Source organism: Mycobacterium montefiorense (genome assembly GCF_003112775.1).
Lineage (GTDB): Bacteria > Actinomycetota > Actinomycetes > Mycobacteriales > Mycobacteriaceae > Mycobacterium > Mycobacterium montefiorense.
The window spans coordinates 142,500-169,081 of the sequence record NZ_BFCH01000021.1 but is presented as its reverse complement, the minus strand read 5'-3'; the positions used below and the strand labels follow the sequence as shown (position 1 = coordinate 169,081).

24 protein-coding genes, 1 tRNA gene and 1 pseudogene are annotated in these 26,582 nt (G+C 65.7%); 20 read left to right on the top strand and 6 right to left on the bottom strand.

Annotated elements, in window-relative coordinates; translation table 11 throughout:
- Positions 1-4 precede the first annotated feature (4 nt).
- From DB708_RS20480 to rdgB, 6 genes are all read left to right on the top strand, one after another.
- The gene (locus tag DB708_RS20480; RefSeq protein WP_108925114.1) at positions 5-976 is read left to right on the top strand and encodes a cysteine synthase; all 972 of its coding nucleotides are present in this window, start codon (positions 5-7) and stop codon (positions 974-976) included.
- The gene (locus tag DB708_RS20475) at positions 973-1,635 is read left to right on the top strand and encodes a rhomboid family intramembrane serine protease (RefSeq protein WP_108925112.1); all 663 of its coding nucleotides are present in this window, start codon (positions 973-975) and stop codon (positions 1,633-1,635) included. The genes DB708_RS20480 and DB708_RS20475 overlap by 4 nt, the downstream gene beginning before the upstream one ends.
- Positions 1,632-2,447 carry a glutamate racemase gene (gene murI / locus DB708_RS20470; protein WP_108925110.1) on the top strand — a complete coding sequence of 272 codons (816 nt, stop codon included), beginning with the start codon at positions 1,632-1,634 and terminating at the stop codon, positions 2,445-2,447. Before DB708_RS20475 ends, murI begins: the two co-directional genes overlap by 4 nt.
- A 71-nt stretch (positions 2,448-2,518) precedes the next feature.
- Positions 2,519-3,304, top strand: a complete 786-nt coding sequence (locus DB708_RS20465) for a cyclic nucleotide-degrading phosphodiesterase (protein WP_201263570.1) — start codon at positions 2,519-2,521, stop codon at positions 3,302-3,304.
- Between the two features lie 46 nt (positions 3,305-3,350).
- Complete coding sequence (rph, locus tag DB708_RS20460) at positions 3,351-4,130, top strand: ribonuclease PH (RefSeq protein WP_108925106.1); 780 nt, start codon at positions 3,351-3,353, stop codon at positions 4,128-4,130.
- Positions 4,131-4,174: 44 nt separating this feature from the next.
- A complete protein-coding gene (gene rdgB / locus DB708_RS20455; RefSeq protein WP_108925290.1) occupies positions 4,175-4,780 on the top strand; it encodes an RdgB/HAM1 family non-canonical purine NTP pyrophosphatase in 606 nt (201 codons plus the stop codon).
- Positions 4,781-4,800: 20 nt separating this feature from the next.
- On the opposite strand, the gene DB708_RS20450 is transcribed toward rdgB, so the two are convergent.
- Both DB708_RS20450 and DB708_RS20445 read right to left on the bottom strand, forming a co-directional pair.
- The gene (locus DB708_RS20450; protein ID WP_108925104.1) at positions 4,801-5,139 is read right to left on the bottom strand and encodes a DUF3817 domain-containing protein; all 339 of its coding nucleotides are present in this window, start codon (positions 5,137-5,139) and stop codon (positions 4,801-4,803) included.
- A complete protein-coding gene (locus tag DB708_RS20445; RefSeq protein WP_108925288.1) occupies positions 5,136-5,528 on the bottom strand; it encodes a hypothetical protein in 393 nt (130 codons plus the stop codon). The genes DB708_RS20450 and DB708_RS20445 overlap by 4 nt, the downstream gene beginning before the upstream one ends.
- Before the next feature lie 134 nt (positions 5,529-5,662).
- Between DB708_RS20445 and DB708_RS20440 the strand changes: the two are divergent.
- The 3 genes and pseudogenes from DB708_RS20440 to mbtN form a co-directional block, all read left to right on the top strand.
- A pseudogene (locus tag DB708_RS20440) lies at positions 5,663-5,917 on the top strand (acyl carrier protein); the annotation flags it as partial.
- Positions 5,914-7,488: a long-chain-fatty acid--ACP ligase MbtM gene (gene mbtM / locus DB708_RS20435; protein WP_108925100.1), complete on the top strand. Its 1,575-nt coding sequence runs from the start codon at positions 5,914-5,916 to the stop codon at positions 7,486-7,488. The pseudogene DB708_RS20440 and the gene mbtM, both read left to right, overlap by 4 nt.
- A 1-nt stretch (position 7,489) precedes the next feature.
- Positions 7,490-8,659, top strand: coding sequence for a mycobactin biosynthesis acyl-ACP dehydrogenase MbtN (mbtN, locus tag DB708_RS20430; RefSeq protein WP_108925098.1), 1,170 nt, complete (start codon positions 7,490-7,492; stop codon positions 8,657-8,659).
- Here mbtN and DB708_RS20425 read toward each other — a convergent pair.
- Complete coding sequence (locus tag DB708_RS20425; protein WP_108925096.1) at positions 8,626-9,258, bottom strand: GNAT family N-acetyltransferase; 633 nt, start codon at positions 9,256-9,258, stop codon at positions 8,626-8,628. The genes mbtN and DB708_RS20425 overlap by 34 nt on opposite strands.
- A 139-nt stretch (positions 9,259-9,397) precedes the next feature.
- Between DB708_RS20425 and DB708_RS20420 the strand changes: the two genes are divergently transcribed.
- The 6 genes from DB708_RS20420 (at position 9,398) to DB708_RS20395 (ending at position 17,764) form a co-directional block, all read left to right on the top strand.
- Positions 9,398-9,479: transfer RNA gene (locus tag DB708_RS20420), tRNA-Leu, on the top strand.
- Between the two features lie 210 nt (positions 9,480-9,689).
- Positions 9,690-10,817 carry a ferredoxin reductase gene (locus DB708_RS20415; RefSeq protein WP_108925286.1) on the top strand — a complete coding sequence of 376 codons (1,128 nt, stop codon included), beginning with the start codon at positions 9,690-9,692 and terminating at the stop codon, positions 10,815-10,817.
- Between the two features lie 10 nt (positions 10,818-10,827).
- The gene (locus DB708_RS20410; RefSeq protein ID WP_108925094.1) at positions 10,828-12,060 is read left to right on the top strand and encodes a fatty acid desaturase family protein; all 1,233 of its coding nucleotides are present in this window, start codon (positions 10,828-10,830) and stop codon (positions 12,058-12,060) included.
- Positions 12,061-12,241: 181 nt separating this feature from the next.
- Positions 12,242-14,860, top strand: a complete 2,619-nt coding sequence (locus DB708_RS20405) for an ABC transporter ATP-binding protein/permease (protein WP_108925092.1) — start codon at positions 12,242-12,244, stop codon at positions 14,858-14,860.
- Entirely contained in the window at positions 14,857-16,596 is a 1,740-nt protein-coding gene (locus DB708_RS20400) for an ABC transporter ATP-binding protein (RefSeq protein ID WP_108925284.1), read from the top strand. The genes DB708_RS20405 and DB708_RS20400 overlap by 4 nt, the downstream gene beginning before the upstream one ends.
- 91 nt (positions 16,597-16,687) lie before the next feature.
- Complete coding sequence (locus tag DB708_RS20395) at positions 16,688-17,764, top strand: phosphotransferase (protein ID WP_108925090.1); 1,077 nt, start codon at positions 16,688-16,690, stop codon at positions 17,762-17,764.
- Between the two features lie 7 nt (positions 17,765-17,771).
- Here the strand turns inward: DB708_RS20395 and DB708_RS20390 are convergent, their stop codons facing one another.
- A complete protein-coding gene (locus DB708_RS20390; RefSeq protein ID WP_108925282.1) occupies positions 17,772-19,622 on the bottom strand; it encodes a fatty acyl-AMP ligase in 1,851 nt (616 codons plus the stop codon).
- A 169-nt stretch (positions 19,623-19,791) separates the two neighbouring features.
- Here DB708_RS20390 and DB708_RS20385 point away from each other — a divergent pair, with 169 nt between their 5' ends.
- The gene (locus tag DB708_RS20385) at positions 19,792-19,989 is read left to right on the top strand and encodes a hypothetical protein (RefSeq protein WP_133251039.1); all 198 of its coding nucleotides are present in this window, start codon (positions 19,792-19,794) and stop codon (positions 19,987-19,989) included.
- Positions 19,990-20,055: 66 nt separating this feature from the next.
- Here DB708_RS20385 and DB708_RS20380 read toward each other — a convergent pair whose 3' ends face one another.
- Positions 20,056-20,877, bottom strand: a complete 822-nt coding sequence (locus tag DB708_RS20380; RefSeq protein WP_108925086.1) for a mycofactocin-coupled SDR family oxidoreductase — start codon at positions 20,875-20,877, stop codon at positions 20,056-20,058.
- On the bottom strand, positions 20,877-22,070 hold the full coding sequence (locus tag DB708_RS20375) for an acyl-CoA dehydrogenase family protein (protein ID WP_108925084.1): 1,194 nt from the start codon (positions 22,068-22,070) through the stop codon (positions 20,877-20,879). The genes DB708_RS20380 and DB708_RS20375 overlap by 1 nt, the downstream gene beginning before the upstream one ends.
- 123 nt (positions 22,071-22,193) lie before the next feature.
- Here DB708_RS20375 and fabG point away from each other — a divergent pair, with 123 nt between their 5' ends.
- Genes fabG through DB708_RS20355 form a run of 4 tightly spaced genes read left to right on the top strand, consistent with a single transcriptional unit; the run spans position 22,194 to position 26,582 of the window.
- Positions 22,194-22,934, top strand: a complete 741-nt coding sequence (fabG, locus tag DB708_RS20370; protein WP_108925082.1) for a 3-oxoacyl-ACP reductase FabG — start codon at positions 22,194-22,196, stop codon at positions 22,932-22,934.
- Between the two features lies 1 nt (position 22,935).
- Positions 22,936-24,159 carry an acetyl-CoA C-acetyltransferase gene (locus DB708_RS20365; RefSeq protein WP_108925080.1) on the top strand — a complete coding sequence of 408 codons (1,224 nt, stop codon included), beginning with the start codon at positions 22,936-22,938 and terminating at the stop codon, positions 24,157-24,159.
- Positions 24,160-24,161: 2 nt separating this feature from the next.
- Positions 24,162-25,364 (top strand): CoA transferase, encoded by a 1,203-nt coding sequence (locus DB708_RS20360; protein WP_108925078.1) that lies wholly within the window; start codon positions 24,162-24,164, stop codon positions 25,362-25,364.
- Between the two features lie 24 nt (positions 25,365-25,388).
- Positions 25,389-26,582, top strand: coding sequence for an acyl-CoA dehydrogenase family protein (locus DB708_RS20355; RefSeq protein WP_108925077.1), 1,194 nt, complete (start codon positions 25,389-25,391; stop codon positions 26,580-26,582).

Genomic DNA, 26,582 nt, shown 5'->3' with positions numbered 1-26,582 from the left:
GCGCATGACGCGCTACGACTCGCTGTTGCAGGCTCTGGGTAACACGCCGCTGGTCGGTCTGGCGCGGCTCTCGCCGCGCTGGAGCGATGGCGCGGATGGCCCGCATGTGCGGCTGTGGGCCAAGCTTGAGGACCGCAATCCGACCGGATCGATCAAGGATCGGCCGGCGCTGCGGATGATCGAGCAGGCCGAGGCGGACGGGCTGCTGACGCCCGGCGCGACGATCCTGGAACCCACCAGCGGCAACACCGGGATCTCGCTCGCGATGGCCGCCCGGCTCAAGGGCTATCGGCTGATCTGCGTGATGCCCGAGAACACCTCGGTGGAACGGCGCCAGCTGCTCGAGCTCTACGGCGCGCGGATCATCAACTCGGCGGCCGAGGGCGGATCCAACACCGCGGTGGCCACCGCCAAGGAACTGGCCGCGGCCAACCCGTCGTGGGTGATGCTGTACCAGTACGGCAACCCGGCCAACACCGACGCGCACTACCACGGCACCGGCCCCGAGCTGCTTGCCGATCTGCCCGGTATCACCCATTTCGTCGCGGGCCTGGGCACCACCGGCACGCTGATGGGCACCGGGCGGTTTCTGCGTGAGCAGGTTCCCGGCGTCAAGATCGTGGCCGCCGAACCCCGCTACGGCGAGGGCGTGTACGCGCTGCGCAACGTCGACGAGGGATTCGTCCCCGAGCTGTACGACCCGGACCTTTTGACGACGCGCTACTCGGTCGGCGCGCTGGACGCGGTCCGTCGCACCCGCGAGCTGGTGGAGTTCGAAGGCATCTTCGCGGGCATCTCGACCGGCGCGGTGCTGCACGCCGCCCTGGGCCTCGCCGGCAAGGCGCTCGCTGCCGGCGAACGCGCCGACATCGCGTTCGTGGTGGCCGACGCCGGATGGAAGTACCTGTCGACAGGTGCCTATGCCGGTAGCCTGGATGATGCCGAAGACGCTCTAGAAGGGCAGTTGTGGGCATGAGCCAGCCAGCCGGAAGTTCGCGCACACCCGCGACGCAGACAACCAAGCGTCCGCGGTGGATGGTGGGCGGGGCCACGATCCTCACCTTCGTCGGGCTGCTCTACCTCGTTGAGCTGTTCGACCAACTGTCGCGGCATTCCCTGGACGCCAACGGCATCAGGCCGCTGGAAACCGACGGCCTGTGGGGGATCATCTTCGCGCCCGTGCTGCACGCCAATTGGCAGCACCTGATGGCCAACACCATCCCGCTGCTGGTGCTCGGATTTCTGATGACGCTGGCCGGAATGTCGCGGTTCGTGTGGGCCACCGCGATCGTCTGGATCCTGGGTGGCTTCGGCACCTGGCTGATCGGCAACTGGGGTAGTAATTGCGGGCCGACGGACCACATCGGGGCCTCCGGGGTGATCTTCGGCTGGCTGGCATTTCTGCTGGTCTTCGGCATATTCGTGCGCAGATTCACCGATATTTTCATCGGCCTGGTGGTGCTGTTCGTCTACGGCGGCGTGCTGCTCGGCGCGATGCCGGTGCTCGGTCAATGCGGTGGGGTGTCGTGGCAGGGCCATTTGTGCGGTGCCATCGCCGGTGTCGTGGCCGCGTACCTATTGTCCGCTCCAGAACGCAAGGCCCGGGCGAAGCGAAAAGCCGGCACGCACTCATGAGTTCGCCGCTAGCGCCCGTCGGGGTCTTCGACTCCGGCGTGGGGGGACTGACAGTCGCCCGCGCGATCATCGATCAACTGCCGGACGAGGACATCGTCTACGTCGGCGACACCGGCAACGGTCCGTACGGTCCGCTCAGCATTCCCGAGGTTCGCGCCCACGCGCTGGCCATCGGTGACGACCTGGTCGGCCGCGGTGTAAAGGCATTGGTGATTGCCTGCAACACGGCCTCCGCGGCGTGCCTGCGCGACGCCCGCGAGCGTTACGACGTGCCGGTCGTCGAGGTGATCCTGCCGGCGGTGCGCCGTGCCGTCGCCACCACCCGCAACGGCCGCATCGGCGTCATCGGCACCCAGGCGACCATCACCTCGCACGCCTACCAGGACGCGTTCGCCGCCGCCCGCGACACCGAGATCACCGCGGCGGCCTGCCCGCGCTTCGTCGACTTCGTCGAGCGCGGCGTGACGAGTGGGCGCCAGGTGCTGGGGCTGGCCGAGGGGTATCTGGAGCCGCTGCAACGCGCTCAGGTCGACACGCTGGTGCTGGGATGCACGCACTATCCGCTGCTGTCCGGCTTGATTCAGCTGGCGATGGGCGAAAATGTGACATTGGTTTCCAGCGCCGAGGAGACCGCTAAGGAAGTGCTGCGGGTGCTCACCGAACGGGATTTGCTGCGTCCGCATGACGCGGCGCCGGCGACCCGCATTTTCGAAGCTACCGGCGACCCCGAGGCCTTCACGAAATTGGCGGCCCGATTCCTGGGGCCCGCCGTCGTCGGTGTTCGGCCGGTGCATCGCTCGCCCATTGGCTAGCCCCCAGAGAGATTCTCATCACATCAATGCGGCGATGTTTTTCTCATGGTGGTTCCGGGCATGGCACAGTAGTGCCTGTGCGAATAACCGTGCTCGGCTGCTCGGGCAGCGTGGTGGGTCCGGACTCGCCCGCGTCGGGATATTTGCTTCGGGCACCGGACACACCACCGCTGGTTCTCGACTTCGGCGGGGGTGTGCTAGGGGCTCTGCAGCGCTACGCGGACCCGGCTTCCGTTCAGGTGCTCTTGTCGCATCTGCATGCCGACCACTGCCTGGATATGCCGGGCCTGTTCGTGTGGCGCCGCTACCATCCGTCGGCCCGTCCGCTGGCCAAGGCGATGCTGTACGGCCCGAGCGACACCTGGTCGCGGTTGGGCGCGGCGTCGTCACCGTACGGCGGTGAAATCGACGACTGCTCGGACATCTTCGACGTCCGTCACTGGGTCGATGGCGAGGCGGTCGACATCGGTGCGCTGTCCGTCACGCCGCGCGTGGTGGCGCACCCCACCGAGTCCTACGGATTGCGGATCACCGATCCCAGCGGTGCGTCATTCGTCTACAGCGGCGACACCGGATTCTGCGATCAGCTCATCGAGCTGGCCCGCGGTGCCGACGTGTTCCTCTGCGAGGCGTCCTGGACGCACGCGCCGGATCGTCCGCCGGCCCTGCACTTGTCGGGCACCGAAGCCGGCCGCGTCGCGGCGCAGGCCGGTGTTCGCGAGCTGCTGCTGACGCACATCCCGCCGTGGACCGCGCGCGAGGATGTGATCAGTGAGGCCAAGGCCGAGTTCGACGGTCCCGTGCACGCGGTGGTGTGCAACGAGACGTTCGATGTTGGGCACTCCGAACGAGTCTGATTCAACCGACCCGGCCTTCGCCGCCCCGGAGGACTAGGGTGGCGTCGTGTCAAAACGAGAAGACGGTCGCAACGACGACGAGCTTCGCCCACTAGTCATCACCCGGGGTTTCACCGAAAATCCCGCTGGTTCGGTACTGATTGAATTCGGCCAAACCAAAGTCCTGTGCACCGCCAGCGTCACCGAGGGAGTACCGCGCTGGCGCAAGGGGTCTGGACTGGGTTGGCTGACCGCGGAGTACGCGATGCTGCCGTCGGCTACTCACACTCGCTCGGACCGGGAATCGGTCAAAGGCCGGCAGTCCGGGCGCACCCAGGAAATCAGCCGGCTCATCGGACGGTCGCTGCGCGCGTGCATCGACCTGGCGGCGTTGGGGGAGAACACCATCGCCGTCGACTGCGATGTGTTGCAGGCCGACGGCGGCACTCGCACCGCCGCGATCACGGGTGCCTATGTGGCGCTGGCCGACGCGGTGACCTACCTGTCGGCGGCGGGCAAGCTGTCGGATCCGCGCCCGTTGTCGTGCGCGATCGCGGCGGTCAGCGTCGGCGTGGTGGACGGCAGGGTCCGGGTGGATCTGCCGTATGAGGAGGATTCGCGCGCCGAGGTCGACATGAACGTCGTCGCCACCGACACCGGAACCCTGGTCGAGATCCAGGGCACCGGTGAGGGTGCGACGTTCCCGCGCTCGACGCTGGACAAGCTGCTCGACATGGCGCTCGGCGCGTGCGACGCTCTGTTCGCCGCGCAGCGCGAGGCGCTGGAGTTGCCCTACCCGGGTGTGCTGCCCGAGGGGCCGAATTCGCCGAAGGCGTTCGGAAGCTGACCGTGCCGCAAGGTGATGACCCGCCGCGCCCGGCTTCGCCGCGCTTGCGCTCATCACGGCTGCTGGTCGCCAGCCGTAACTCCAAGAAGCTGGCCGAACTGCGCCGGGTGCTGGACGGCGCAGGCTTGACGGCGCTGACGCTGGTGTCGCTGAACGATGTGACGCCGTTCGACGAGGCGCCCGAAACCGGTGCGACGTTCGAAGACAACGCGTTGGCCAAGGCGCGAGATGCGTTCGCCGCGACGGGTTTAGCCACCGTGGCCGATGACTCCGGTTTAGAAGTGGCAGCGCTGAACGGCATGCCCGGCGTGCTGTCGGCGCGCTGGGCGGGCAGCCACGGCGACGACGCCGGGAACACCGCGCTGCTGCTTGCCCAGTTGCGTGATGTGCCCGACGAACGGCGCTCCGCGGCGTTCGTGTCCGCCTGCACGCTCGTCTGGGACCGCGGCGAAGTCGTTGTCCGCGGCGAGTGGCCGGGCGCGATTGTCCGCGCGCCACGCGGCGACGGCGGGTTCGGCTACGACCCGGTTTTCGTACCCGACGGAAGTGACTGCACCGCAGCGCAACTGAGCCCGCAGCAGAAGGACGCGGCCTCACATCGTGGTCGCGCGCTGGCGCTGTTGCTACCCGCCTTGCGCGCTCTGGCCTAAGCGGCGCCGCACGCTCGCCCTCAAAGGCCGAAGCGGGCCTTGATCTCCTTGGTCTGGAAGTGCTCGACGATGATGCCCAGCAGCGGGATCGTACCGGCCAGCAGCACACCGATGGTCTTGCCGATCGGCCAGCGAACTTTGATCGCCAAGTTGAAAGCCGTGAGGACGTAGGCGAAGTACACCCAACCGTGCACCACTTCGATCCACCGGATCTCATGGTGCAACGCAAGGTGCGAAACGATCTCGTAGCACAGCGCGATCAGCCACAGGCCCGTCGTCCACGCCATGATCCGATAGCCGAGCAGGGAAGGGCGGACGCGGTCGGCGGAGGCGACTCCGGGTGTCTCGGGTGTGGTCATGCGGTGGTCCTATTCTGTTTTTCGGCATCTTTGGCTGCGAGCTGGGCCAGGTAAGCGTTGTACTCCCGCAGTGCGGGATCGTCGGGCGGTTGCTGCGCGGATTGCGGCCGCTCGGGGAGCAGTCCGGCCGGTATCTCGGTCACCGCGCCGTGGTTGCGCGGCTGCGGCGGAGCCTGCTCGTAGCGAACAAAATTGCGGTACGCGTAGACGCAGAACCATGCGAACAACGGCCATTGCAGCGCGTAGCCGAGGTTCTGGAAGGAGCCGGACGGCGACTGAAACCGGGTCCATTGCCACCAGCCCAGGGCCAGGCAGCCGCAGGCCGCGACGATCACCAGGATGATCAGGGCGGGCCGGTGATGGCGCCTCGGATGGGCCTGGCTGGACACCCCTCGACGGTACCGCGAGCTCTCGGTGCGCAGTGACAGCAGCGCGGCGGGTTCGCTGGACACCTGATGTGGCAAAACTCTCACGGGCTAGGGGTAGGCTAGCCTTGCCTTACTGACAACGTGTAAGGTCGCTCGCCATGGCCTCCCCAACTTCCGCGGTCACGACTGCGCTGCAAAGCATTCTGCGTGACGAGCTCAATGTCGACATGACCCGGGTCACGCCCGAGGCCCGATTGATCGACGACGTCGGATTGGACTCGGTGGCATTTGCTGTCGGCATGGTCGCCATCGAGGAGCGGCTCGGCGTCGCGCTGTCCGAGGAAGAACTGTTGACCTGCGACACGGTCGGCGATCTAGACGCAGCGATCGCGGCAAAAACAGCGCAATGAGCGAACTCGCGACGGCGATCACGCGGTCAATGCAGACCGCGACCTCCGACTTGTCCGTCTTCGACAAGGAGACCTCGCAGTGGCAACGGCGCCCGTGGCCAGAGGTGCACGGGCTGGCCGAAGGAGTTGCGGCCTGGCTACTCGACCATGGCCGACCCACCGTCGTCGGGCTCGTCGGCGAACCCACCGTCGAGTTCGTCGCCGCGATCCAGGGTACCTGGCTGACCGGCGCGGCAATCTCGATACTGCCGGGGCCGGTGCGTGGCGCCGAGTTACGGCATTGGGCGGAGTCGACGCTGACGCGGTTCGCCGGGATCGGGGTAACCGCCGTCCTGAGCCACGGCTCATTCCTGGAAAGCCTGCAATCGGTTGAGCCCGCGGGCATCACGATTGAAGACCTCGCAACCGCGGCGCGCACCAACCGCTCGGCGTCAGGCATTCCCCACGCCGAAACCGTTGGCCCCGCCATTTTGCAGGGAACGGCGGGATCGACCGGATCGCCCAAAACCGCCATGCTCTTTCCGGGCGCCGTGCTTAGCAACATGCGCGGGGTTGATCAACGGTTCGGCTTCGACGCGTCCCGCGATGTTGTTTGCTCGTGGCTGCCGCTCTTTCACGACATGGGACTCAGCTGCGTGCTCGCCGCAATGCTGGCCCGGCTGCCGCTGTTGCTGGCTTCGCCGACGGCGTTCTCCGCGTCGCCGTTCAATTGGCTCAAGTGGATGTCGGAAAACCGCGCGACGATGACCGCCGCGCCCAACCTCGCCTACAACATCCTCGGCAAGTACGCGTCGCTGGTGTCCGATGTCGACCTCAGTGCGATGCGGGTGGCGCTCAACGGTGGGGAGCCGGTGGATTGCGACGGGTTCGCGCGGTTCGCAGAAGCAATGGCGCCGTTCGGATTTGACGCGGACGCGCTGGCGCCGTCCTATGGGCTCGCCGAGTCCACCTGCGCGGTCGCGCTACCCGCGCTGGGCACGGGATTGAGCGTTGCTACTGTCTCGGATGCCAGCGGTTCGCACAAATACGCCGTTCTGGGTCAGGCGGTTGCGGGCATGGAGATACGGGTCGTGTCCAGCGCTCGCTACTCCGAGACGACCGACCGCGAGATCGGTGAGATCGAGATACGCGGTACGTCGATGATGGATGGCTACCTAGGACACCCGGTGATCGATCGCGAGGATTGGTTTCCCACAGGAGATCTGGGCTTCTTCGACGATGGTGGCCTGGTCGTGTGTGGCCGGGCCAAGGAGATCATTTCGATTGCGGGACGCAATATCTTCCCGACGGAAATCGAGCTGATCGCGGCCCAAGTCAACGGGGTTCGGGAAGGCTGCGTGGTTGCCCTGGGCACCGGCGAGCGTTCCGCCCGTCCCGGTCTGGTCGTGGCGGCCGAGTTTAAAGGCGACGACCAGACGCAGGCGCGCACCGAGGTGATTCGGCGTATCGCGTCGGTATGCGGGATCGTGCCCGCCGACGTGGTCTTGATGTCGCCGGGATCTCTGCCGCGCACATCGTCCGGCAAATTACGCCGTCTGGAAGTGCGGCGCACCCTTGAGCTGGTGGACTGACATGACAACGACAAGCCAAACCGTCTTCGATGCCGACTATCGCGCGTTGCTGTCCGAGGTCTTCGATGACCGCGTCTCGGAGTGGACAGCCGAAGCCGAAGCACAGCAACGCTTTCCGCGTAAGCTCATCGAGCATCTGGGATCGAGCGGTGTCTTCGCTGCCAAGTGGACTGACCAGGCCCAGCCTGATGTCAGCAAAATCGTGGAGCTTGCCTTCGCGCTGGGGCACCTGGCGTCCGCCGGGATCGGCGTGGGCGTAAGCCTGCACGACTCGGCCATCGCCCTGCTGCGCCGTTTCGGCAAGTCGGACTACCTGCAAGACATCTGCGAAAAAGCAATCCGCGGCGATGCGGTGCTCTGCATCGGCGCCTCGGAAGAATCCGGCGGATCGGACCTGCAGATCGTCGAAACCGAAGTTCGCTCGCGTGACGGCGGTTTCGAAGTCCGCGGCATCAAGAAGTTCGTTTCTCTTTCTCCCATCGCCGACTACATCATGGTCGTGGCGCGCAGCGTCGACCACGACTCGTCCAGCCGGCACGGCAATGTCGTCGTGGTGGCGGTGCCGACTACGCATGTCGACGTGCAGCGGCCTTACGACAAGGTGGGGGCGGGGCCGCTGGACACCGCGGCCGTTCACATCGATACCTGGGTTCCGGCCGACGCGATGGTCGCACGGGCCGGCACCGGGCTGGCCGCGATCAGTTGGGGATTGGCGCACGAGCGGATGTCGATTGCCGGACAGATCGCGGCGTCGTGCCAGCGGGTGATCGGAATTACGTTGGCCCGCATGATGGTTCGGCGACAATTCGGACAAACGCTGTTCGAGCATCAGGCGTTGCGGCTGCGGATGGCGGACCTGCAGGCCCGCGTCGACCAGCTGCGCTTCGCGCTGCATGGCATCGCCGCTCAGGGGCGGCTGGATCTGCGTGCGGCCGCGGGTATCAAGGTGACCGCGGCACGGTTGGGCGAAGAAGTCATCGGCGAGTGCATGCACATCTTCGGCGGTGCAGGTTATCTCGTCGACGAAACACCGCTCGGCCGGTTGTGGCGGGACATGAAGCTGGCCCGGGTTGGCGGCGGCACCGACGAAATCCTCTGGGAATTGGTGGCGGCCGGCATGAAAGCCGACCACGAGGGCTACGAGGACTGGGTAGGACGCTCCAACGCATAGAGCACCATCCGCCGGTTCGGCGCTTCATACTCGCCCAGGCAACGGCATCCGACGTACTCGCACAGTCGGCGGACAACGGTGTTGCGGTGATCGGGGTCGAACATGATCCGCTCGCAGCGCGGCTCCTGAGCGAACACGCTGGTCATGACTCGCGGCAGGAGTCGCGGGCCGAATCCCCGGTTGACCAGTGCCAGATCGGCGATGGCCGCGTGCAGCCCGATGTCGTGGGGCTGGGCGTCATAGTGATGCGAGATCATGTCCTTTGCTGCCCAATAAATCTCCAGGTAGGCGCACTCCTTGCCGCGCAGGGTTCCGATCAACGGCAGCGAATAGGTCCCCTCGAGCTGCGCGTCGAGGTGTTGGCGCCAGCGCGACGCCGGCCAGGCGTATTCCCAGGTCTCGGCGAGGTGAGGGAGATTCATCCACTCAGACACCATCTCCGCGTCGTCGCTCGCGGCGGCACGGAAATAGTACGGCGGGTCCAGCAAGGGGACCGGAGGCCGGCCGATGCGCCGTACCTCCTCGGATAGGTCCTTGCGCTCGCGCTTCAATACCTGAGTCGACTCGTCTGCGGTCTGGGTGCTCGAAGCTCCGTCCATGGTTTGCTGACCTTACCCGAGCCCGTTTTGAGGTTAGGTTAGGCATGCCAAATTTCTATGAGAGCCTGTCGGTAAGACGCCCGCGATGTGACGTTGGCCCGGCCGCCGGGCCGGTAGGCGGTAATATCGCTACGCCCAGGCGCGAGTGGCGGAATTGGTAGACGCGCTGGATTTAGGTTCCAGTGTCTTAGGACGTGGGGGTTCGAGTCCCCCCTTGCGCACTCCGGTGTTTTCGGCCTAGTAGGCCGTCTCACCTCGCCCTTGCCCGGACCGCTCGGGTGCCGATTTCCTCGGGTAGCCGCACCCGGCGCCGCGCCGCCGCCGAGCAACTCAGCGAACAACTGTTTATTGAACACCCGGGTGTGGGTAGCCGATTCAGAACCGTGGATCAGCCGATCCGCGGCGAATTCGATCAAAGCATTGGACGGACTATGGGTTCTACGCTGCGCAGCCTGAGTCGATGGAGCAAGGCGCCCGCCAAAGGGGTCACTGCCGCCAAATCCTGGGTCAATGTGCCACGGGGATTGGCCGCCCGCGCAACCACCCCATTGCTGCCGGATGACTACCTCAAGATGCTCAATCCGTTGTGGTCGGCGCGCGAGCTGCGCGGCCTCATCGTCGACGTGCACCCCGAGACCGCAGATTCCGCGACGGTGACGATCAAACCTGGATGGGGGTTCTCCGGAAAATACCGGCCGGGCCAGTACGTCGGTATCGGACTGCGGATCGACGGACGGTGGCACTGGCGTTCGTATTCGCTGACATCAATTCCGCAGCGCGACAACAAGAACATCACGATCACCGTCAAGGCGACCCCTGAGGGCTTTCTGTCGACGCACCTGGTGAACGGCGTGGAACCTGGCACGATCGTGCGGCTGGCTACTCCGAAGGGAGAGTTCGCGCTGCCTGATCCGCCGCCGGCGAAGATCCTGTTCGTCACCGCCGGCAGCGGCATCACGCCGGTGATGGCCATGTTGCGGACTCTGCACTCCCGTAATCAAGACGCCGACATTGTGCACATTCACTCGGCGCCGCGTGCGGATGACGTGATCTTCAGCGACGAGTTGCGCGAACTCGAACAATCCCAGCCCGGGTATCGACTTCACCTGCAACTCACCGAATCTGCGGGCCATCTTGATTTCGACGAGCTCGCCACAACGGTGGCCGACTGGCAGGATCGTTCGACGTGGGCATGCGGGCCGTCAGCCCTGCTCGACACCGTAGAAGGTGTGTGGAAGGACGCGGACGTCGGTGAGCAACTGCACCTGGAACGCTTTACCATCGCGGCGACCGACAAAGGCGGCGAGGGTGGCACGGTCAGCTTCGCGATATCAGACAAGACCATTGAAATCGACGGCGCCACATCGCTTTTAGAGGCAGGCGAGAAAGTCGGCATTCAGATGCCCTTCGGGTGCCGGATGGGAATCTGCCAAACCTGCGTACTTCCGCTGGAGTCGGGGCACGTACGCGACTTCAGGTCCGGCACGGAGCACGGCGAAGGCGATCGCATCCAAACCTGCATCTCCACGGCATCCGGCGATTGCACCCTCAAGGTTTAAGGAGAAGAAGATGGCAATTACCGACGTAAAGCAATACGCACACCTGCGCGCCGAGGACGTCGAGGCGCTAGGGCGCGAACTCGACGCGATCCGCGCCGACATCGAGGAGTCTCGCGGCGAGCGCGACGCCCGTTACATCCGCCGAGCCGTCCAGCTGCAACGCGCCTTGGTAGTCGGCGCGCGGATCGTGCTGATGGCGAGCCGCAATAAGTACGCCTGGACCGCTGGGACGGCGATGCTGGGCACCGGCAAGATCATCGAGAACATGGAACTAGGTCACAACATCACCCACGGTCAGTGGGACTGGATGAACGACCCGGAGATCCACTCCACCGAATGGGAATGGGACACCACCTCGCCCAGTGTGCATTGGAAGAAGTCGCACAACTTCATCCACCACAAGTACACCAACATCGTCGGCATGGATGACGATGTCGGTTACGGCATCATGCGCGTCACCCGGGACGAGCCCTGGGCGCGTTGGATGCTCGGCAACCCGATCTACAACCTGCTGTTGGGCACACTTTTCGAATGGGGTGTTGCCGCACACGGATTGGAGCTTTCGGCGGTCCGCAGGCACGACAAGACTTGGGCGCAAGTGCGCAAGGACTTAAAGATCATCGCCAGGAAGGTCGGCAAACAGGTCGGCAAGGACTACGTCGTTTTTCCGGCGTTGGCCGGTCGGAACTGGAAGCACACGCTGCGGGCCAACGCGGTCGCCAACCTGATCCGCAATTACTGGTCCTACATGGTGATCTTCTGTGGTCACTTTCCCGACGGTGCCGAGAAGTTCACCAAAGAGGAGTTCGAGAACGAGACGCAGGGGGAGTGGTATCTGCGCCAGATGCTGGGCTCGGCCAACTTCAACGCCGGACCACTGCTGGCGTTTATCAGTGGCAACCTGTGCTATCAGATCGAGCACCATCTTTTTCCCGACCTGCCGAGCAATCGCTATGCGGAGATCTCGGTGCGGGTGCGCGAGTTGTGTGAGAAGTACGACCTGCCCTACACCACGGGATCACTTGGGCGGCAGTACTGGCAGTCGTTCTGGACGATCTTCAAGCTCGCGTTGCCCGACAAGCTGCTCAAAGGAACTCCTGATGACGCGCCGGAGACCAACTCCGAGTTGAAGTTCCGCGTCCGCGACGGGCTGCGGGAGAGCTTCGTCGACCCTGCGACAGGAAAACGACGAGGCCTGCGCACCGCGCTGCGCGATTTGCAGGCAGGTCGGGTAGCCGCCTAAATGCGCTGCTACGGCTCGCGCCGCTGGCCACCGCGTCTCGACCGTCCGCATGGGTTCAGCTATGGTAAGGCAACCCTTAGTTCGGGAACTTGCTATGTCCAGGTCCGGGCCGGCGACATCCGCTGGGGCGTTCGATCGTAGAGGTCGTGGCGGAACTCCCCGCCGCGGGAGAGGACCGCTGATGGCACGCGGGTTCCAGGGCGCGATATTGCGGGGCTTCGGCGCGCGCGACCACACCGCAACGGTGCTGGAAACCGTGCGGATCGCACCGCATTTCGTGCGGATTCGAATGGAGTCGGCGACTCTGTTCGAAGACGCGGAGGCCGAACCCGCCGCGTGGCTGCGGTTCTGGTTTCCCGACCCGGACGGTTCCAATACCGAATTCCAGCGCGCCTACACGATCTCCGAGGCCGATGTCCCCGCCGGCCGCTTCGCGGTCGACGTCGTGCTGCACGAGCCCGCCGGTCCTGCGTCGAAGTGGGCGCGCACCGTCGCACCCGGTGCCACCATCGCGCTGATGTCGCTGATGGGCTCGTCGCGGTTCGACACCCCCGAGGAGCAGCCGGCCGGCTATCTGCTGATCGGCGACTCGGCGTCGATTCCCGGGATGAACGGAATCATCGGCACCGTCCCCGACGACGTGCCGATCGAGATGTACCTCGAGCAGCACGACGACAACGACACCGCGATCCCGATCGCGCAGCACCCCCGGCTGCGGGTGCACTGGGTTGCCCGCGGCGACGAGAAGTCGCTGGCCGACGCCATCGAGACCCGCGACTGGTCGAATTGGTATGCCTGGGCGACACCCGAGGCGACCACGCTGAAAAACGTCCGCAAGCGGCTGAAAGAAGTATTCGGGTTTCCCAAGTCCGAGGTGCACGCGCAGGCGTACTGGAGCGCCGGCCGCGAGATGGGTACCACCCGCGGCGGTGAGCCGCAGACCACCTCGGTGCCCGGTGCCGGCCAGCTACCGGAAAGCGTTGCGGCCCAGCCCGACGCGGCGCCGGTTGCCGTCGACGATGTGTCCGCTCCGGCAAACCAGGGCAGTTGGCGCGCTCAGGCGGCCGGCCGGCTGCTCGCGCCGCTGCGTTCGGCGCTGATCGTCTCCGGCGTGCTGCAGGCCGTGATCACTCTCGTGCAGCTCGCGCCGTTCGTGCTGCTGGTGGAGCTGGCCCGGCTATTGGTGGCCGGCGCCGACGAATCGCGACTGTGGAGTGTCGGAATCGCCGCGGTCGGGTTGCTGGGTTTGGGCACCGTGCTCGGTGCCGCCCTCACCCTTTGGCTGCACGTGATCGACGCACGGTTCGCGAGTGATCTGCGCTCGCGGCTGCTGAGCAAGATGTCGCGGTTGCCGTTGGGCTGGTTCACCGCTCGCGGATCGGGCTCGATCAAGCAACTGGTGACCGACGACACGCTCTCGCTGCACTACCTGGTCACCCACGCGATCCCGGACGCGGTCAACGCCGTGGTCGCGCCGGTGGCGGTGCTGGTCTATCTGTTTTTCGTCGACTGGCGGGTGGCGCTCGTCCTGTTCGGTCCGGTGCTGGTCTATTTGGTGCTGACGTCGTCGTTGACGATCCAATCCGGCCCGAAGATCGTTGCGGCGCAACGCTGGGCCGAGCGGATGAACACCGAGGCCGGCGCCTACCTCGAGGGCCAGCCGGTGATCCGCGTTTTCGGCGGCGCGACGGCGTCGAGCTTCCGCCGCCGGTTGGACGAGTATGTCGGATTCCTGGTGGCTTGGCAGCGTCCGCTGGCCGGCAAGAAAACCACGATGGATCTGGCCACCCGGCCGTCCACCTTCTTGTGGCTGATCTCGGTTGTCGGCACCTTGCTGGTCGTCACGCATCGGATGGATCCGGTCAATCTGCTGCCGTTTTTGTTGCTGGGCACCACCTTCGGTGTCCGACTGCTCGGCATCGCCTACGGACTCGGCGGCATCCGCAGCGGCATGATCGCGGCCCGGCGCCTGCAAATCGCGCTCGACGAGCAAGAGCTCGCGGTGCAAGAACAGCCGGGCGCAGCACCCGACGACGCGGCCACGGTGGTGTTCGACGGTGTCGGCTTCAGCTATCGTCCCGGGGTCCCGGTGATTCAGGACGTGTCACTGCAGCTGCGGCCGGGCACGGTGACCGCGCTGGTCGGGCCGTCTGGATCCGGGAAGTCGACGCTCGCAGCACTGCTGGCCCGGTTCCACGACGTCGAACACGGCGCGATACGTGTTGGGGGACAAGATATCCGGTCGCTGACCGCCGACGAGCTCTACACGCGGGTCGGGTTTGTGCTGCAGGAAACCCAGCTCGTGCACGGCACGGTCGCGGAGAACATTGCGTTGGCCGTCCCCGACGCCACGCTCGAACAGATCCAGGCCGCGGCCCGCGAGGCGCAAATCCACGAGCGGGTGCTACGGCTGCCGAATGGTTACGACACCGTGCTGGGCGCCAGTGCCGCACTGTCGGGTGGTGAGCGGCAACGCCTCACCATCGCCCGCGCCATCCTTGCCAACACGCCAGTCCTGATCCTCGACGAGGCCACCGCGTTCGCCGACCCCGAGTCGGAATACCTTGTCCAGCAAGCGCTTAACCGATTGACCCAGGACCGGACCGTGTTGGTGATCGCCCATCGACTGCACACCATTACCCGGGCCGACCAGATTGTGGTGCTCGATCACGGACGGATTGCCGAACGCGGTACCCATGACCAGTTACTCGCCGCCGACGGCCGGTATCGCCGGTTGTGGGATACCGGCCAGGGCAAGCCAGTGGCCGTGACCGCGGCGGTGCAGGAGGTCCGGCGATGATCCGCACCTGGATAAGCCTTGTTCCGGCGGATCACCGCGCGCAGGTGACCCACTATGCCGTGCTCGCGTTCGTTGCGGTCGTTGTGCGCGCGGTGGGCGCGGTATTGCTCGTCCCGCTGGTCGGTGCGCTGTTCAGCGACACCCCGCAGCGCGCGCTGGCGTGGCTGGGCTGGCTGTCCGTCGCGACCGTGACCGGATGGATCGTCGACGCCACGACCGCGCGGATCGGCTTCAACCTGGGATTCGCCGTGCTCGACCACTCGCAGCACGATGTGGCGGACCGGCTTCCCGGGGTTCGGCTGGACTGGTTCACCGCCGACAACACCGCGACGGCCCGGCAGGCGATCGCGGCTACCGGCCCGGAACTCGTCGGCCTGGTGGTCAACCTGCTCACGCCACTGAGCACGGCGGTGCTGCTGCCCGCGGTCATCGCGGTCGCGCTGTTGGGAATCTCCTGGCAACTCGGGGTGGCGGCGCTGGCCGGTGTGCCCTTGCTGCTGGGGGCGCTGTGGGCGTCGCTTCGATTGACGCGTCGCGCCGACGCGGCGGCCGGCGATGCCAACACCGCGTTGACCGAACGGATCATCGAGTTCGCGCGCACCCAGCAGGCGCTGCGAGCCGCACGACGGGTCGAGCCGGCCCGCAGCCTGGTCGGCACCGCCCTGGCCGAACAGCACAGTGCGACGATGCGGCTGCTGGGCATGCAGATCCCGGGCCAGCTGTTGTTCAGCGTCGCCAGTCAGCTGGCGCTGATCGCGCTGGCCGGTGCCACGACGGCGCTCACCATGAATGGCACCCTGACCGTGGCCGAGGCCGTCGCCTTGATCGTGGTGATCGCCCGTTATCTGGAGCCGTTTACCACCGTCAGCGAGTTGGCACCGGCGCTGGAAAGCACCCGTGCCACGCTCGACCGGATCCGTGGCGTGCTGACCGCACCGGCGTTGGTGGCCGGGGCCGCCGGCTTGTCCGACGCCGCCGTTGCCCCGCGCATCGAATTCGATGATGTCGCGTTCGGCTACGACGGCGCGAGCACGCCGGTGCTGGACGGGGTCAGCTTCGCCCTGCAGCCGGGAACCACGACGGCGATCGTCGGACCGTCGGGCTCCGGCAAGAGCACGATCCTGGCGCTGATCGCCGGGCTGCACCAACCGACCCGGGGTCGCGTCGTCGTCGACGGCGCCGACGCCGCCACGCTGGACGCCCAGGCTCGCCGCGCGGTCAGCAGTGTCGTCTTCCAGCACCCGTACCTGTTCCACGGGACGATCCGCGACAACGTCTTCGCGGGAAATCCCACCGCCGGCGACGATCAGTTCGGCCGGGCGGTTGCGCTGGCGCGAGTCGACGAGCTGATCGGCAGATTGCCCGACGGCGCCGACACGGTCGTCGGCGAGGCAGGCTCGGCGTTGTCCGGCGGCGAGCGGCAACGGGTCAGCATTGCGCGGGCGCTGCTGAAGGCCGCTCCCGTGCTGTTGGTCGACGAGGCGACCAGCGCGTTGGACACCGAGAACGAGGTTGCGGTGGTCGACGCGCTGACCGCCGATCCGCAGGCACGCACCCGGGTGATCGTGGCCCATCGATTGGCGAGCATCCGGCACGCCGATCGCGTTCTCTTCGTCGACAACGGGCGAGTGGTCGAGGACGGTTCGATCGACGAATTGCTGGCCGCGGGTGGCCGTTTCAGCGAGTTCTGGCGGCAGCAGCACGACGCCGCCGATTGGCACATAGTCGCTGAGTAAGCCACCGAACAGGCCACGGCGGGTGGCGCTTGCGGTATGCCTTACAGTTGATCGGCAGTCGGCTGGTTGATTCCTGGAGGCGTGGTTGCTTATGAGTGCTGTGGTGTCGATTCCGCGGTACCCCGGCGACGTGACACCCGAGTGGTTATCCACAGCGCTTAGCGAACGCCACGCACCGGTCGAGGTGGCCGACGTCGACGTGGTGGCGATCGGCACGGGCCAGACCGGCGCGACCTATCGCGTGACGGCCCGCTATGCCACGGATCCCGGTGATCTGCCACCGACTTTCGTGATCAAGCTGCCGGCTCAGGACGACACCGTGCGCGACCGCGTCGTAATCGGCTACCGCAGCGAATGCGCGTTCTACACCTCGGTGGCCGACCGGGTGAAGGTGCCGACCCCGAGCTGTTTCTACTGCCAGATCACCGACGACGCCATGGAATACGCGCTGCTGCTCGCCGACCAAGCGCCCGCGGTACAAGGAGATCAGATCGCGGGCTGCGGTGAGCAGGAGGCGCGACTGTCGGTGCTGGCGCTGGCCGGACTGCATGGGCCCAGCTGGTGCGACCCGTTCTGGCTGGACCTGCCCGGCCTGGCCTTTCCCCGGCCGGATGAAGCCGGGGCCAAGGGTCTTGGCGACGTGGCGAAGATGAGCGCCGACATCACCCTGGAAAAGCTGGGCGACCGCATGAGCGCCGAAGATCGCGAGACCTTCACCACGACAATGGGTTTGGTGACACCATGGCTGTTCGCCGAGCGAGATCGATTCGCGCTGCTGCACGGTGACTACCGACTCGACAACCTGCTGTTCGACCCGGCACATAGCTGGGTGAGTGTGGTCGACTGGCAGACGCTCGGCGTGGGTCTGCCGGCACGAGACCTCGCGTATTTCACGGCGACGAGCCTGAATTCGGAGCTGCGGTCGGCGATCGAGAAAGACCTCGTCGGCGAATACCATCAAGCATTGCTGGGTTACGGCGTGACCGGCTACGACCGTGACACCTGTTGGCGCGACTACCGGCTCGGGATGCCGCACGCGCTGCTGATCTCCGCTCTGGGATTCGCCTTCGCCGCCGCCACCGAACGCGGCGACGACATGGTGCTCGCCATGCTCAGTCGCGGCTGTCGGGCCGTGCGTGAACTCCGAACACTGGAACTGCTCGGTTGAGCGGAGATTATCGGCTGAACCGCCCGGCGAGGTACTCGGCACGGCACGCGTTGCGGGCGAGTTTGCCGCTGGTGGTGCGCGGAATCGTGCCGGCGGCAACGAGCCGGATGTCGGCGACCCGGACCTGATGCTCGCGCGAGACCGCTGCCCGTACGGCCGCGGTGATCGCCTCGGGGTCCGCACGCCCGACACCCGCGGCGCGTTCGGCAACGACCACAAGCTGCTCGGCGGAGCCGCCGTCCACGGCGTCCGCTGGAACCGAAAACGCGGCCACGTAGCCGGTTCGGATGGCGTCCGACGAGTGGCTGACCGTGGTTTCGATGTCGTGCGGGTAGTGGTTGCGACCGTCGATGATGACGAGGTCCTTTATCCGGCCCGTCAGATACAGCTCGTCGTCGATGTAGACGCCGAGGTCGCCGGTGGCCAACCAGTAACAGTTGTCCGGGGCGCCCTCGGCATGGCTGTCGCGCTCGACCCGGGACTGCAGCTTGTTGGCGAACGTGCGTTGTGATTCTTCCTCGCGGCCGAAGTAGCCGCGGGCGATGTTGTTGCCGTGCAGCCAGATTTCCCCGACGCCGTTATCCGCCACCTCGGCACCGTCCGGGCTGGCGATCACCGCCCAGATATCACGAAACGGGCGGCCACAGGAGACATAGGCGACCGCACCCTCGGCGTCCGGCTCGACGATCACCGCGTGTCCTGCGGCGAGTTGAGCCCGGTCGAGGAATACGCCGTGGGCCGCCGCGTCCGGGGCGGTCATGGCCACTCCCAGGGTGGCCTCGGCCATCCCGTAGGCCGGTTTGACGGCTGTCGCGGGTAGACCGTGCGGGGCGAACGCCGTGGTGAACTTCTCGATGGCCGACATGGTCACCGGCTCCGAGCCGTTGAGCAGCCCGACCACGTTCTGCAGGTCGATGGGTACGCCGTCGGGGGGTAACCCGCGCTCGGCGGCCAACTCGTACGCAAAATTGGGTGCGGCCGCGAACGTCGGACCGTTGGCGGCTTCCGCGCTCAGTTCCTTGATCCACCGGAAAGGCCGGCGCACGAATGCCATGGGATCTAGCAGCGTGAGGTATTCGCCACCGCACAACGCCGGGAACATGATCATGATCAAGCCCATGTCGTGGTAGAGCGGCAACCAGCTGACGCTGTGGGTGTTTGGGTGCAGTTCGGCACCCAGGATCATCTGCAGCACGTTGGTGATCACGGCGCGATGTGTGACCTCCACGCCGGCCGGAGTGCGCGTCGACCCGGACGTGTACTGCAGGTACGCGGTGTCGTCGGTGGCGATGGTGGGCTCGGTGAACATCGCGGCCAGCGACGGCGGGATCGCGTCGACCGCGATCAGTCGCGGCCTTCCGACCACCGGATGCGCACGCAGCGATTTCCGCACGGACTCGGCCGCCGCGGTCGTCGTCAACACCACAGCGGGCCGGGCGTCGGCCAACACTGCCGTCAGCCGCTCGGTGTGGCCGGCCAGCGTTGGTGCGAACAGCGGGACCGCAATGTTGCCCGCATGCACGGCGGCGAAGAACGAGGCCACGTACTCCAGACCGTGCGGCGCCAAGATCGCCACTCGGTCTCCGGGCTTCGCGACTTGCTGGAGACGGGCGCCGATCGCACGCACCTGAGTCCACAGCTCATTCCAGCTCAGTTCGACGACGCGGCCGTCCTGCTCTTTCGCGTAGTCGACGAACCGGTATGACGGACGGTCACCGAAGGCTGCCCGGTTTTGATCGAAGAACGAGGTGAGAATCAACCCGTCGGGCAAGACAATGGAGCCGTCAGCGAGAACGTAATCATTTATGTCAGCCGCTAGTGGCTTAACAGCATCTATCGACAAATGGGGCCGTCCCATGATCAGAGAATAAGAGAGCCACTTAGTGTTTTGCTCCACCGGGTGGGTGTGTCGCGCGCCACGTTCAATAACAATGTGATTTGCATCACATTACACACCCGTAATCATTAGCGGATTTAGTCGTCAGAGGGCTGGTACGTCAGACGTTGTCAGCGTGAAATATGTTGGCGTGACGCGCGGCTCGGGACGGCGCCGGGGCCGCATACGTCTTCCTCCCGAATCCATCGCGGACGAGCGGGACAACATCCCGCTCGATCGCGGGGCGGCGACGGCGAATCTGTCGACGGTGTTTTGGTTCGTCGTCGCCGCGCTGGGCGCATTGCGAGTTGCTCGCACCGATGCCGCGAATTGCTTGTCGTATATCTGAAAACGCACGATTCCGCCTTCGTTGACGATCGTGCGCGCGACAGCAAATAGCTTCATCGGCTACGCGTCAGTATTGGCTAGAACCCTGGTCCACCCGGATCTGGGCCGCGGTGACCTTGCGCGACTCGTCGCTGGCCAGCCAGCACACGGCGTCGGCGATCTCTTCCGGCTCGGCGACCCAGTCGGGCAGAAACGGCGTCAGAACGTGCGACAGCTGGGGGTTGGTCTCCATCGCCCTGGCCACCGCCTCGACCATGTCGCCGGAGCCCATCGGCGTGTTCACCGGGCCGGGGTGGACGCTGTTGACCCGGATCGAGTGCTTGCCCAATTCGGCCGCGAAGGCCCGCGCCAGCCCGGTGACGGCGTGCTTGCTGGCGGTGTAGTGCACCATGAACGGCTGCTGTTTGGCCCCGGCCGCCGAGCTGATCAAAATGATCGAGCCGCCGCGGCCACCCTCGATGATCTTGTCCGCGCCGGCCATCACGGTGTTCCAGGTGCCCGTCACGTTGATGTCCAGCACGTCGCCGAAGTTCTCGGCCGTGATCTCGTTCCAGGGCTGGGGTGCCGCGACGCCGGCGTTGGCCACGATGATGTCGAGGCGCCCCAGCGCGGCGACTCCGTCGTCGACGACCTTGCGGAGTGCTTCCAGGTCGCGGGTGTCGACGACGGCGGCGAGGATCCGGCGGTTCGCCTCTTCAACCAGGCGAACGGTTTCGGCGAGATCCTCCTCGGTCGCCGGGTCGTAGGGAACGCAGGATGGCAGCTTGCCCGCGATGTCGACGGCGATGATGTCGGCGCCCTCCTGGGCCATCCGCACCGCATGCGCGCGGCCCTGGCCGCGTGCCGCTCCCGTGATGAAAGCGACTCGCCCCTCGAGCTTGCCTGCCATTAGCGCTCCTTTGATGTGCTAGCTCGCCCGGCCGCCTTGACCAGGTTCGAACCGATGATCAGACGCTGAATCTCACTGGTGCCCTCGTACAACCGCAGCAGGCGCACGTCCCGGTAGATCCGTTCGACGGCAACGCCACGCATGTAACCGCTGCCGCCGTGAATCTGGACCGCGAGATCCGCAACGTTGCCGGCCATTTCGGTGCAGAACACCTTCGCGGCAGAGGGGGCAATCCGGCGGTCCTCGTCCGCGACCCACAGCCGCGCGGCATCACGCACCAGCGCACGGCCGGCCATCACGCCGGTCTGCTGGTCGGCGAGCATCGCCTGCACCAACTGGAAGCTTCCGATCGGCGCACCGCCCTGGGTCGCGGTGGCGGCGTACGCGACCGATTCGTCGAGCGCACGCGCCGCTGCGCCCACTGCCAGCGCGGCGATGTGGACTCGCCCGCGCGCCAGCGAGGTCATCGCGGCGCGATAGCCGACGTCCTCGCTGCCCCCGATCAGCGCATCGGGACCGACGCGGACGTCATTGAAGCTGACATCGGCTGTCCACGCGCCTTCCTGGCCCATCTTGGCGTCCTTGGTGCCCACCTCGACGCCGGCGGTGGCGGTGGGAACCAGGAACACCGCGATCCCCGGGCCCTGGTCGTCAGCGGGCCTGGTGCGCGCGAACAGCACGAAAAGGTCGGCGACGGGTGCGTTGGTGATGAAGCGTTTCTGGCCTGAGATCACCCAATCGTCTTTGTCGCGAACGGCTTTGGTCCGTAGGCCGGCCGGATTGGATCCGGCGCCGGGTTCGGTCAGCGCGAACGAGGCGACGACGTCGCCGGACGCGATGGATTCCAGCCAGCGGGATTTCTGCTCGTCGGTGCCGAACCCGACCAGGACCTGTCCGGCGATGCCGTTGTTGGTGCCGAACATCGACCGAAGTGCCAATGACGTGTAGCCCAGCTCCATCGCCAGCTCGACGTCCTGCATCAGGTTGAGGCCGAGGCCGCCCCACTCCTGGGGGATCGCGTAGCCGAAAAGCCCCATCTTCTTGGCTTCGTCGCGCAGGTCGTTGGGGACGCGGTCCTCGTCGAGAATCTCCTGCTCGCGCGGGACAACGGCGGTGCGGACGAATTGCCTTGTCTGAGCCAGGATCTCGCGGAAATCGTCATCCGAGACTGCCGCGACTTCGGTGCTGGCCATTGGCTCCACACTCCTCTCCCGATCCGGGACACCCCGGTCCAGAGCAGGATCCTATATCAAATATGATATTTGCTTCGGACGTGCCCGTTGGTAGCGATAACAGTGAAGGATGTGTGATCGACAGTGTCGTTGTTGGCAGGTCAGACCGCAGTAATCACAGGCGGAGCGCAGGGACTGGGTCTGGCGATCGCGGAGCGATTCGTCGCCGAGGGGGCGCGAGTGGTGCTCGGTGATGTCAATCTCGAGGAAACCCAAATCGTGGCCAAGCAGCTGGGCGGTGACGACGTCGCCGTCGCGGTGCGGTGCGATGTCACGCAGTCGTCCGACGTCGAAACCCTGATCCAGACCGCGATCGAGCGTTTCGGCGGCCTCGACATCATGGTCAACAACGCCGGCATTACCCGTGACGCGACGATGCGCAAGATGACCGAGGAGCAGTTCGATCAGGTGATCAATGTGCATCTGAAGGGGACGTGGAACGGCATCCGGCTGGCGTCAGCGATCATGCGGGAAAACAAGCGGGGCGCGATCATCAATATGTCCTCGGTATCGGGGAAGGTCGGCATGATCGGCCAGACCAACTATTCGGCGGCCAAAGCCGGAATCGTCGGCATGACCAAGGCGGCCGCCAAAGAGCTGGCCTACCTGGGTGTCCGGGTGAACGCGATCGCTCCTGGTTTGATCCGCTCCGCCATGACTGAGGCTATGCCGCAACGTATTTGGGACTCAAAGGTCGCCGAGGTGCCGATGGGACGGGCGGGTGAGCCCAGCGAGGTCGCCAGCGTGGCGTTGTTCCTGGCTTCCGACCTGTCGTCGTACATGACCGGTACGGTCATGGAAATCACCGGCGGCCGGCATCTCTGAGATGGGTGACGCAGTGCGCGCAGCCGTAATCTGTGAACCCGTTCGGACACCGATCGGCCGCTATGGCGGAATGTTCAAGGCGCACAGCGCCGTCGACCTCGGTGTCGCCGCGCTGCAGGGGTTGCTCGAGCGAACCGGGCTGTCGCCCGACGCCGTGCAAGACGTGATTCTCGGCCACTGCTATCCCAACAGCGATGCGCCCGCGATCGGGCGCGTGGTGGCGCTGGATGCCGGCTTGCCGGTGACGGTTCCCGGCATGCAGGTCGACCGCCGCTGCGGGTCGGGCCTGCAGGCAGTCATCCAGGCGTGTCTGCAGGTCGGCGCCGGCGACAACGATCTCGTCGTCGCCGGTGGTTGCGAAAGCATGAGCAACGTCGCCTTCTACTCCACCGACATGCGGTGGGGAGGCGCCCGCAACGGTGTTCAGGTGCACGACGGGTTGGCCCGGGGCCGTACTACTGCCGGTGGCCGCGACTATCCGGTCCCGGGCGGCATGCTCGAGACGGCTGAGAACTTGCGCCGCCAGTACGGCATTTCGCGCCAGGAGCAAGACGAGCTCGCCGTGCGTTCGCATCAGCGCGCCGTTGCCGCGCAGAAGGACGGCGTGCTGGCCTCGGAGATAATTCCAGTGGTCATCCGCGGCCGGCAGGGCGAGGAAATCGTCGACACGGATGAGCATCCGCGCGCCGACACGTCGGTGGAGTCGCTGAGCAAGCTCAAACCGGTCCCGCTCAAGGATGATCCGCAGGCCACGGTTACGGCCGGCAACGCCAGCGGACAGAATGACGCCGCTTCCATGTGTGTGGTGACCACGCCGGAGAAGGCGGCCGAATACGGCCTGAAGCCACTGGTTCGCCTGGTCTCGTGGGCAGTGGCGGGCGTGGCGCCCAACATTATGGGTATCGGTCCGGTACCCGCCACCGAAGCCGCGCTGGCCAAGGCCGGCTTGCAACTGTCCGATATCGACCTGATTGAACTCAACGAAGCCTTTGCCGCCCAAGCACTTGCGGTGACACGGGAATGGAAGTTCGGTGCCACCGACTTCGACCGAACCAACGTGCACGGCTCGGGAATCTCGCTTGGCCATCCGGTGGGTGCGACCGGCGGGCGGATGTTGGCGACCCTGGCGCGTGAGCTCAGCCGTCGCCAGGCGCGCTACGGGTTGGAGACCATGTGCATCGGCGGTGGCCAAGGTCTGGCCGCGATCTTCGAACGGGTCAGCTAAACATGAGTAGTCCCGCGTTGCCGCTGACCGGCCTCACCGTGGTCGAGGTGTCCAGCTTCGTCGCCGCGCCCCTGTGCGGCATGACGTTGAGTCAGCTTGGCGCAGAAGTGATCCGCGTCGACCCGATCGGTGGCGCGTCTGACGTCCAACGCTGGCCGCTGACGGCAGACGGCACCTCAATCTATTGGACCGGACTGAACAAGGGAAAGCGTTCGGCCACCATCGATCTGCGGTCTCCGGAAGGCCAAGAGCTGGTCGGGCGGCTGATCGTCGAGGGTGACGGGATCGTGGTGACCAACGCCGCCGGGTTGTCCTGGTTGAGCCATGATGCGCTGGCGGCCAAGCGATCCGACGTCATTCACGTTCAATTACTCGGCCGAGGCGATGGCTCCACCGGGGTCGATTACACGGTCAACGCGGGTATCGGGTATCCGCTCGTCACGGGCCCGGCCGATCAGGCCGGTCCGATCAATCATGTGTTGCCGGCCTGGGACGTGTGCTGCGGGCTGTACGCCGCGCTGTCTGTCGTCACCGCTGTGCGTCGTCGTGAGCAGTCCGGGACGGGGGCGCAGATTAGCCTCGCGCTGGAGGACGTCGCGCTGGCCACCGCCGCGAATCTTGGCTTGCTGACCGAGCCGCAAGTCAACGGGACGCAACGCGAGCGGCTGGGCAATGCCATCTATGGTCAGTACGGGCAGGACTTCGTTAGCGGTGACGGGGCTCGATTCATGCTAGTCACGTTGACCGGTAGGCACTTTCGCGACCTGCTCGAGGTCACGGGTACCGGTGCCGCGGTGTCCGCACTCGCCGAGGCGCTGGGTGTGGATTTCGGGTCCGAAGGTGACCGCTACCGATACCGTGACGTGCTGTCGGGCCTGTTCGCCACCTGGTTCAGCGATCACTCGGCCGACGAGATCACCGCCGCGCTCTCCGGCACCACGGTGCTGTTCGAGCGTTACCGCACCTTTGCCGAGGTCGCGGCTGGTCCGAAAGTGACTGCTAATCCACTATTTTCGCGACTGCAGCAACCGGGTCTCGGCGACTACCTCGCCCCCGGACTGCCGGCCGCGTTCGACGGCGCCCATCCGGCCAGCGCACCCGCGCCGGCGCTGGGGCACGACACCGCGGATGTCCTTGCGCGGAACCTGGGCTTGACCACCGCCGACATCGAGCGTCTCACGAACGCCAAAACGATCGCCTGCTGAGCAGCTGGAAGGGAAACACAGCACATGACCAAGCTCGCCCAAACCCTCGGGCTGACCGAATTCCAGACCGAGATCATCGCCACGGTACGCCAATTCGTCGAGAAGGAAGTCATTCCCCACGCGGCCGAACTCGAACGAGGCGACACCTATCCGCAGCAGATTGTCGATCAGATGCGGGAGATGGGCCTGTTCGGGCTGATGATTCCGCAGCAGTACGGCGGACTCGGGGAATCGCTGCTGACCTACGCGCTGTGTGTCGAGGAGCTGGCGCGCGGCTGGATGAGCGTGTCCGGCGTGCTCAACACCCACTTCATCGTGGCGTACATGCTGCGCCAGCACGGCACCGACGAGCAGAAGCAGCGGTTCCTGCCCCGGATGGCCGCCGGCGAGACGCGCGGCGCCTTTTCGATGTCGGAGCCGGAGCTGGGCTCTGACGTCGCCGCGATTCGCACTCGGGCCCGGAGCAATTCCGACGGGACCTACACCATCGATGGTCAGAAGATGTGGCTGACCAACGGCGCCACCTCCACGCTGGTGGCGGTGTTGGTGCGCACCGAGGAAGGCTCGGACAAACCGCACCGCAACCTGACCGCATTCCTGGTCGAGAAGCCGGTCGGCTTCGGTGAAGTCGTTCCCGGCCTGCATATTCCGGGCAAGATCGACAAGCTGGGCTATAAGGGCATCGAGACCACCGAGATGATTTTTGACGGCTATCAGGCCGGCGCCGATGATGTTCTCGGCGGTACCACCGGACAGGGCTTCTTCCAGATGATGGACGGCATCGAGGTGGGCCGGGTCAACGTTTCGGCGCGCGCGTGTGGTGTCGGGCTGCGTGCTTTTGAGCTCGCGGTGCGGTACGCCCAACAGCGCGAGACGTTCGGCAAGCCGATCGCCGAGCACCAGGCCATCGCCTTTCAGCTGGCCGAGATGGCGACCAAAGTCGAAGCGGCACACCTGATGATGGTCAACGCGGCGCGCCTGAAGGACTCGGGCGAGCGCAACGATGTCGCGGCCGGAATGGCCAAATACTTGTGCAGCGAGTATTGCACCGAGGTCACCCAGCAGAGCTTCCGGATCCATGGCGGCTACGGCTATTCCAAGGAATATGAGATCGAGCGGCTGATGCGCGACGCGCCGTTCCTGCTGATCGGTGAGGGAACCAGCGAAATTCAGAAGAACATCATCAGCAAGCGACTGCTCGCCGAGTATCGGGTGTAA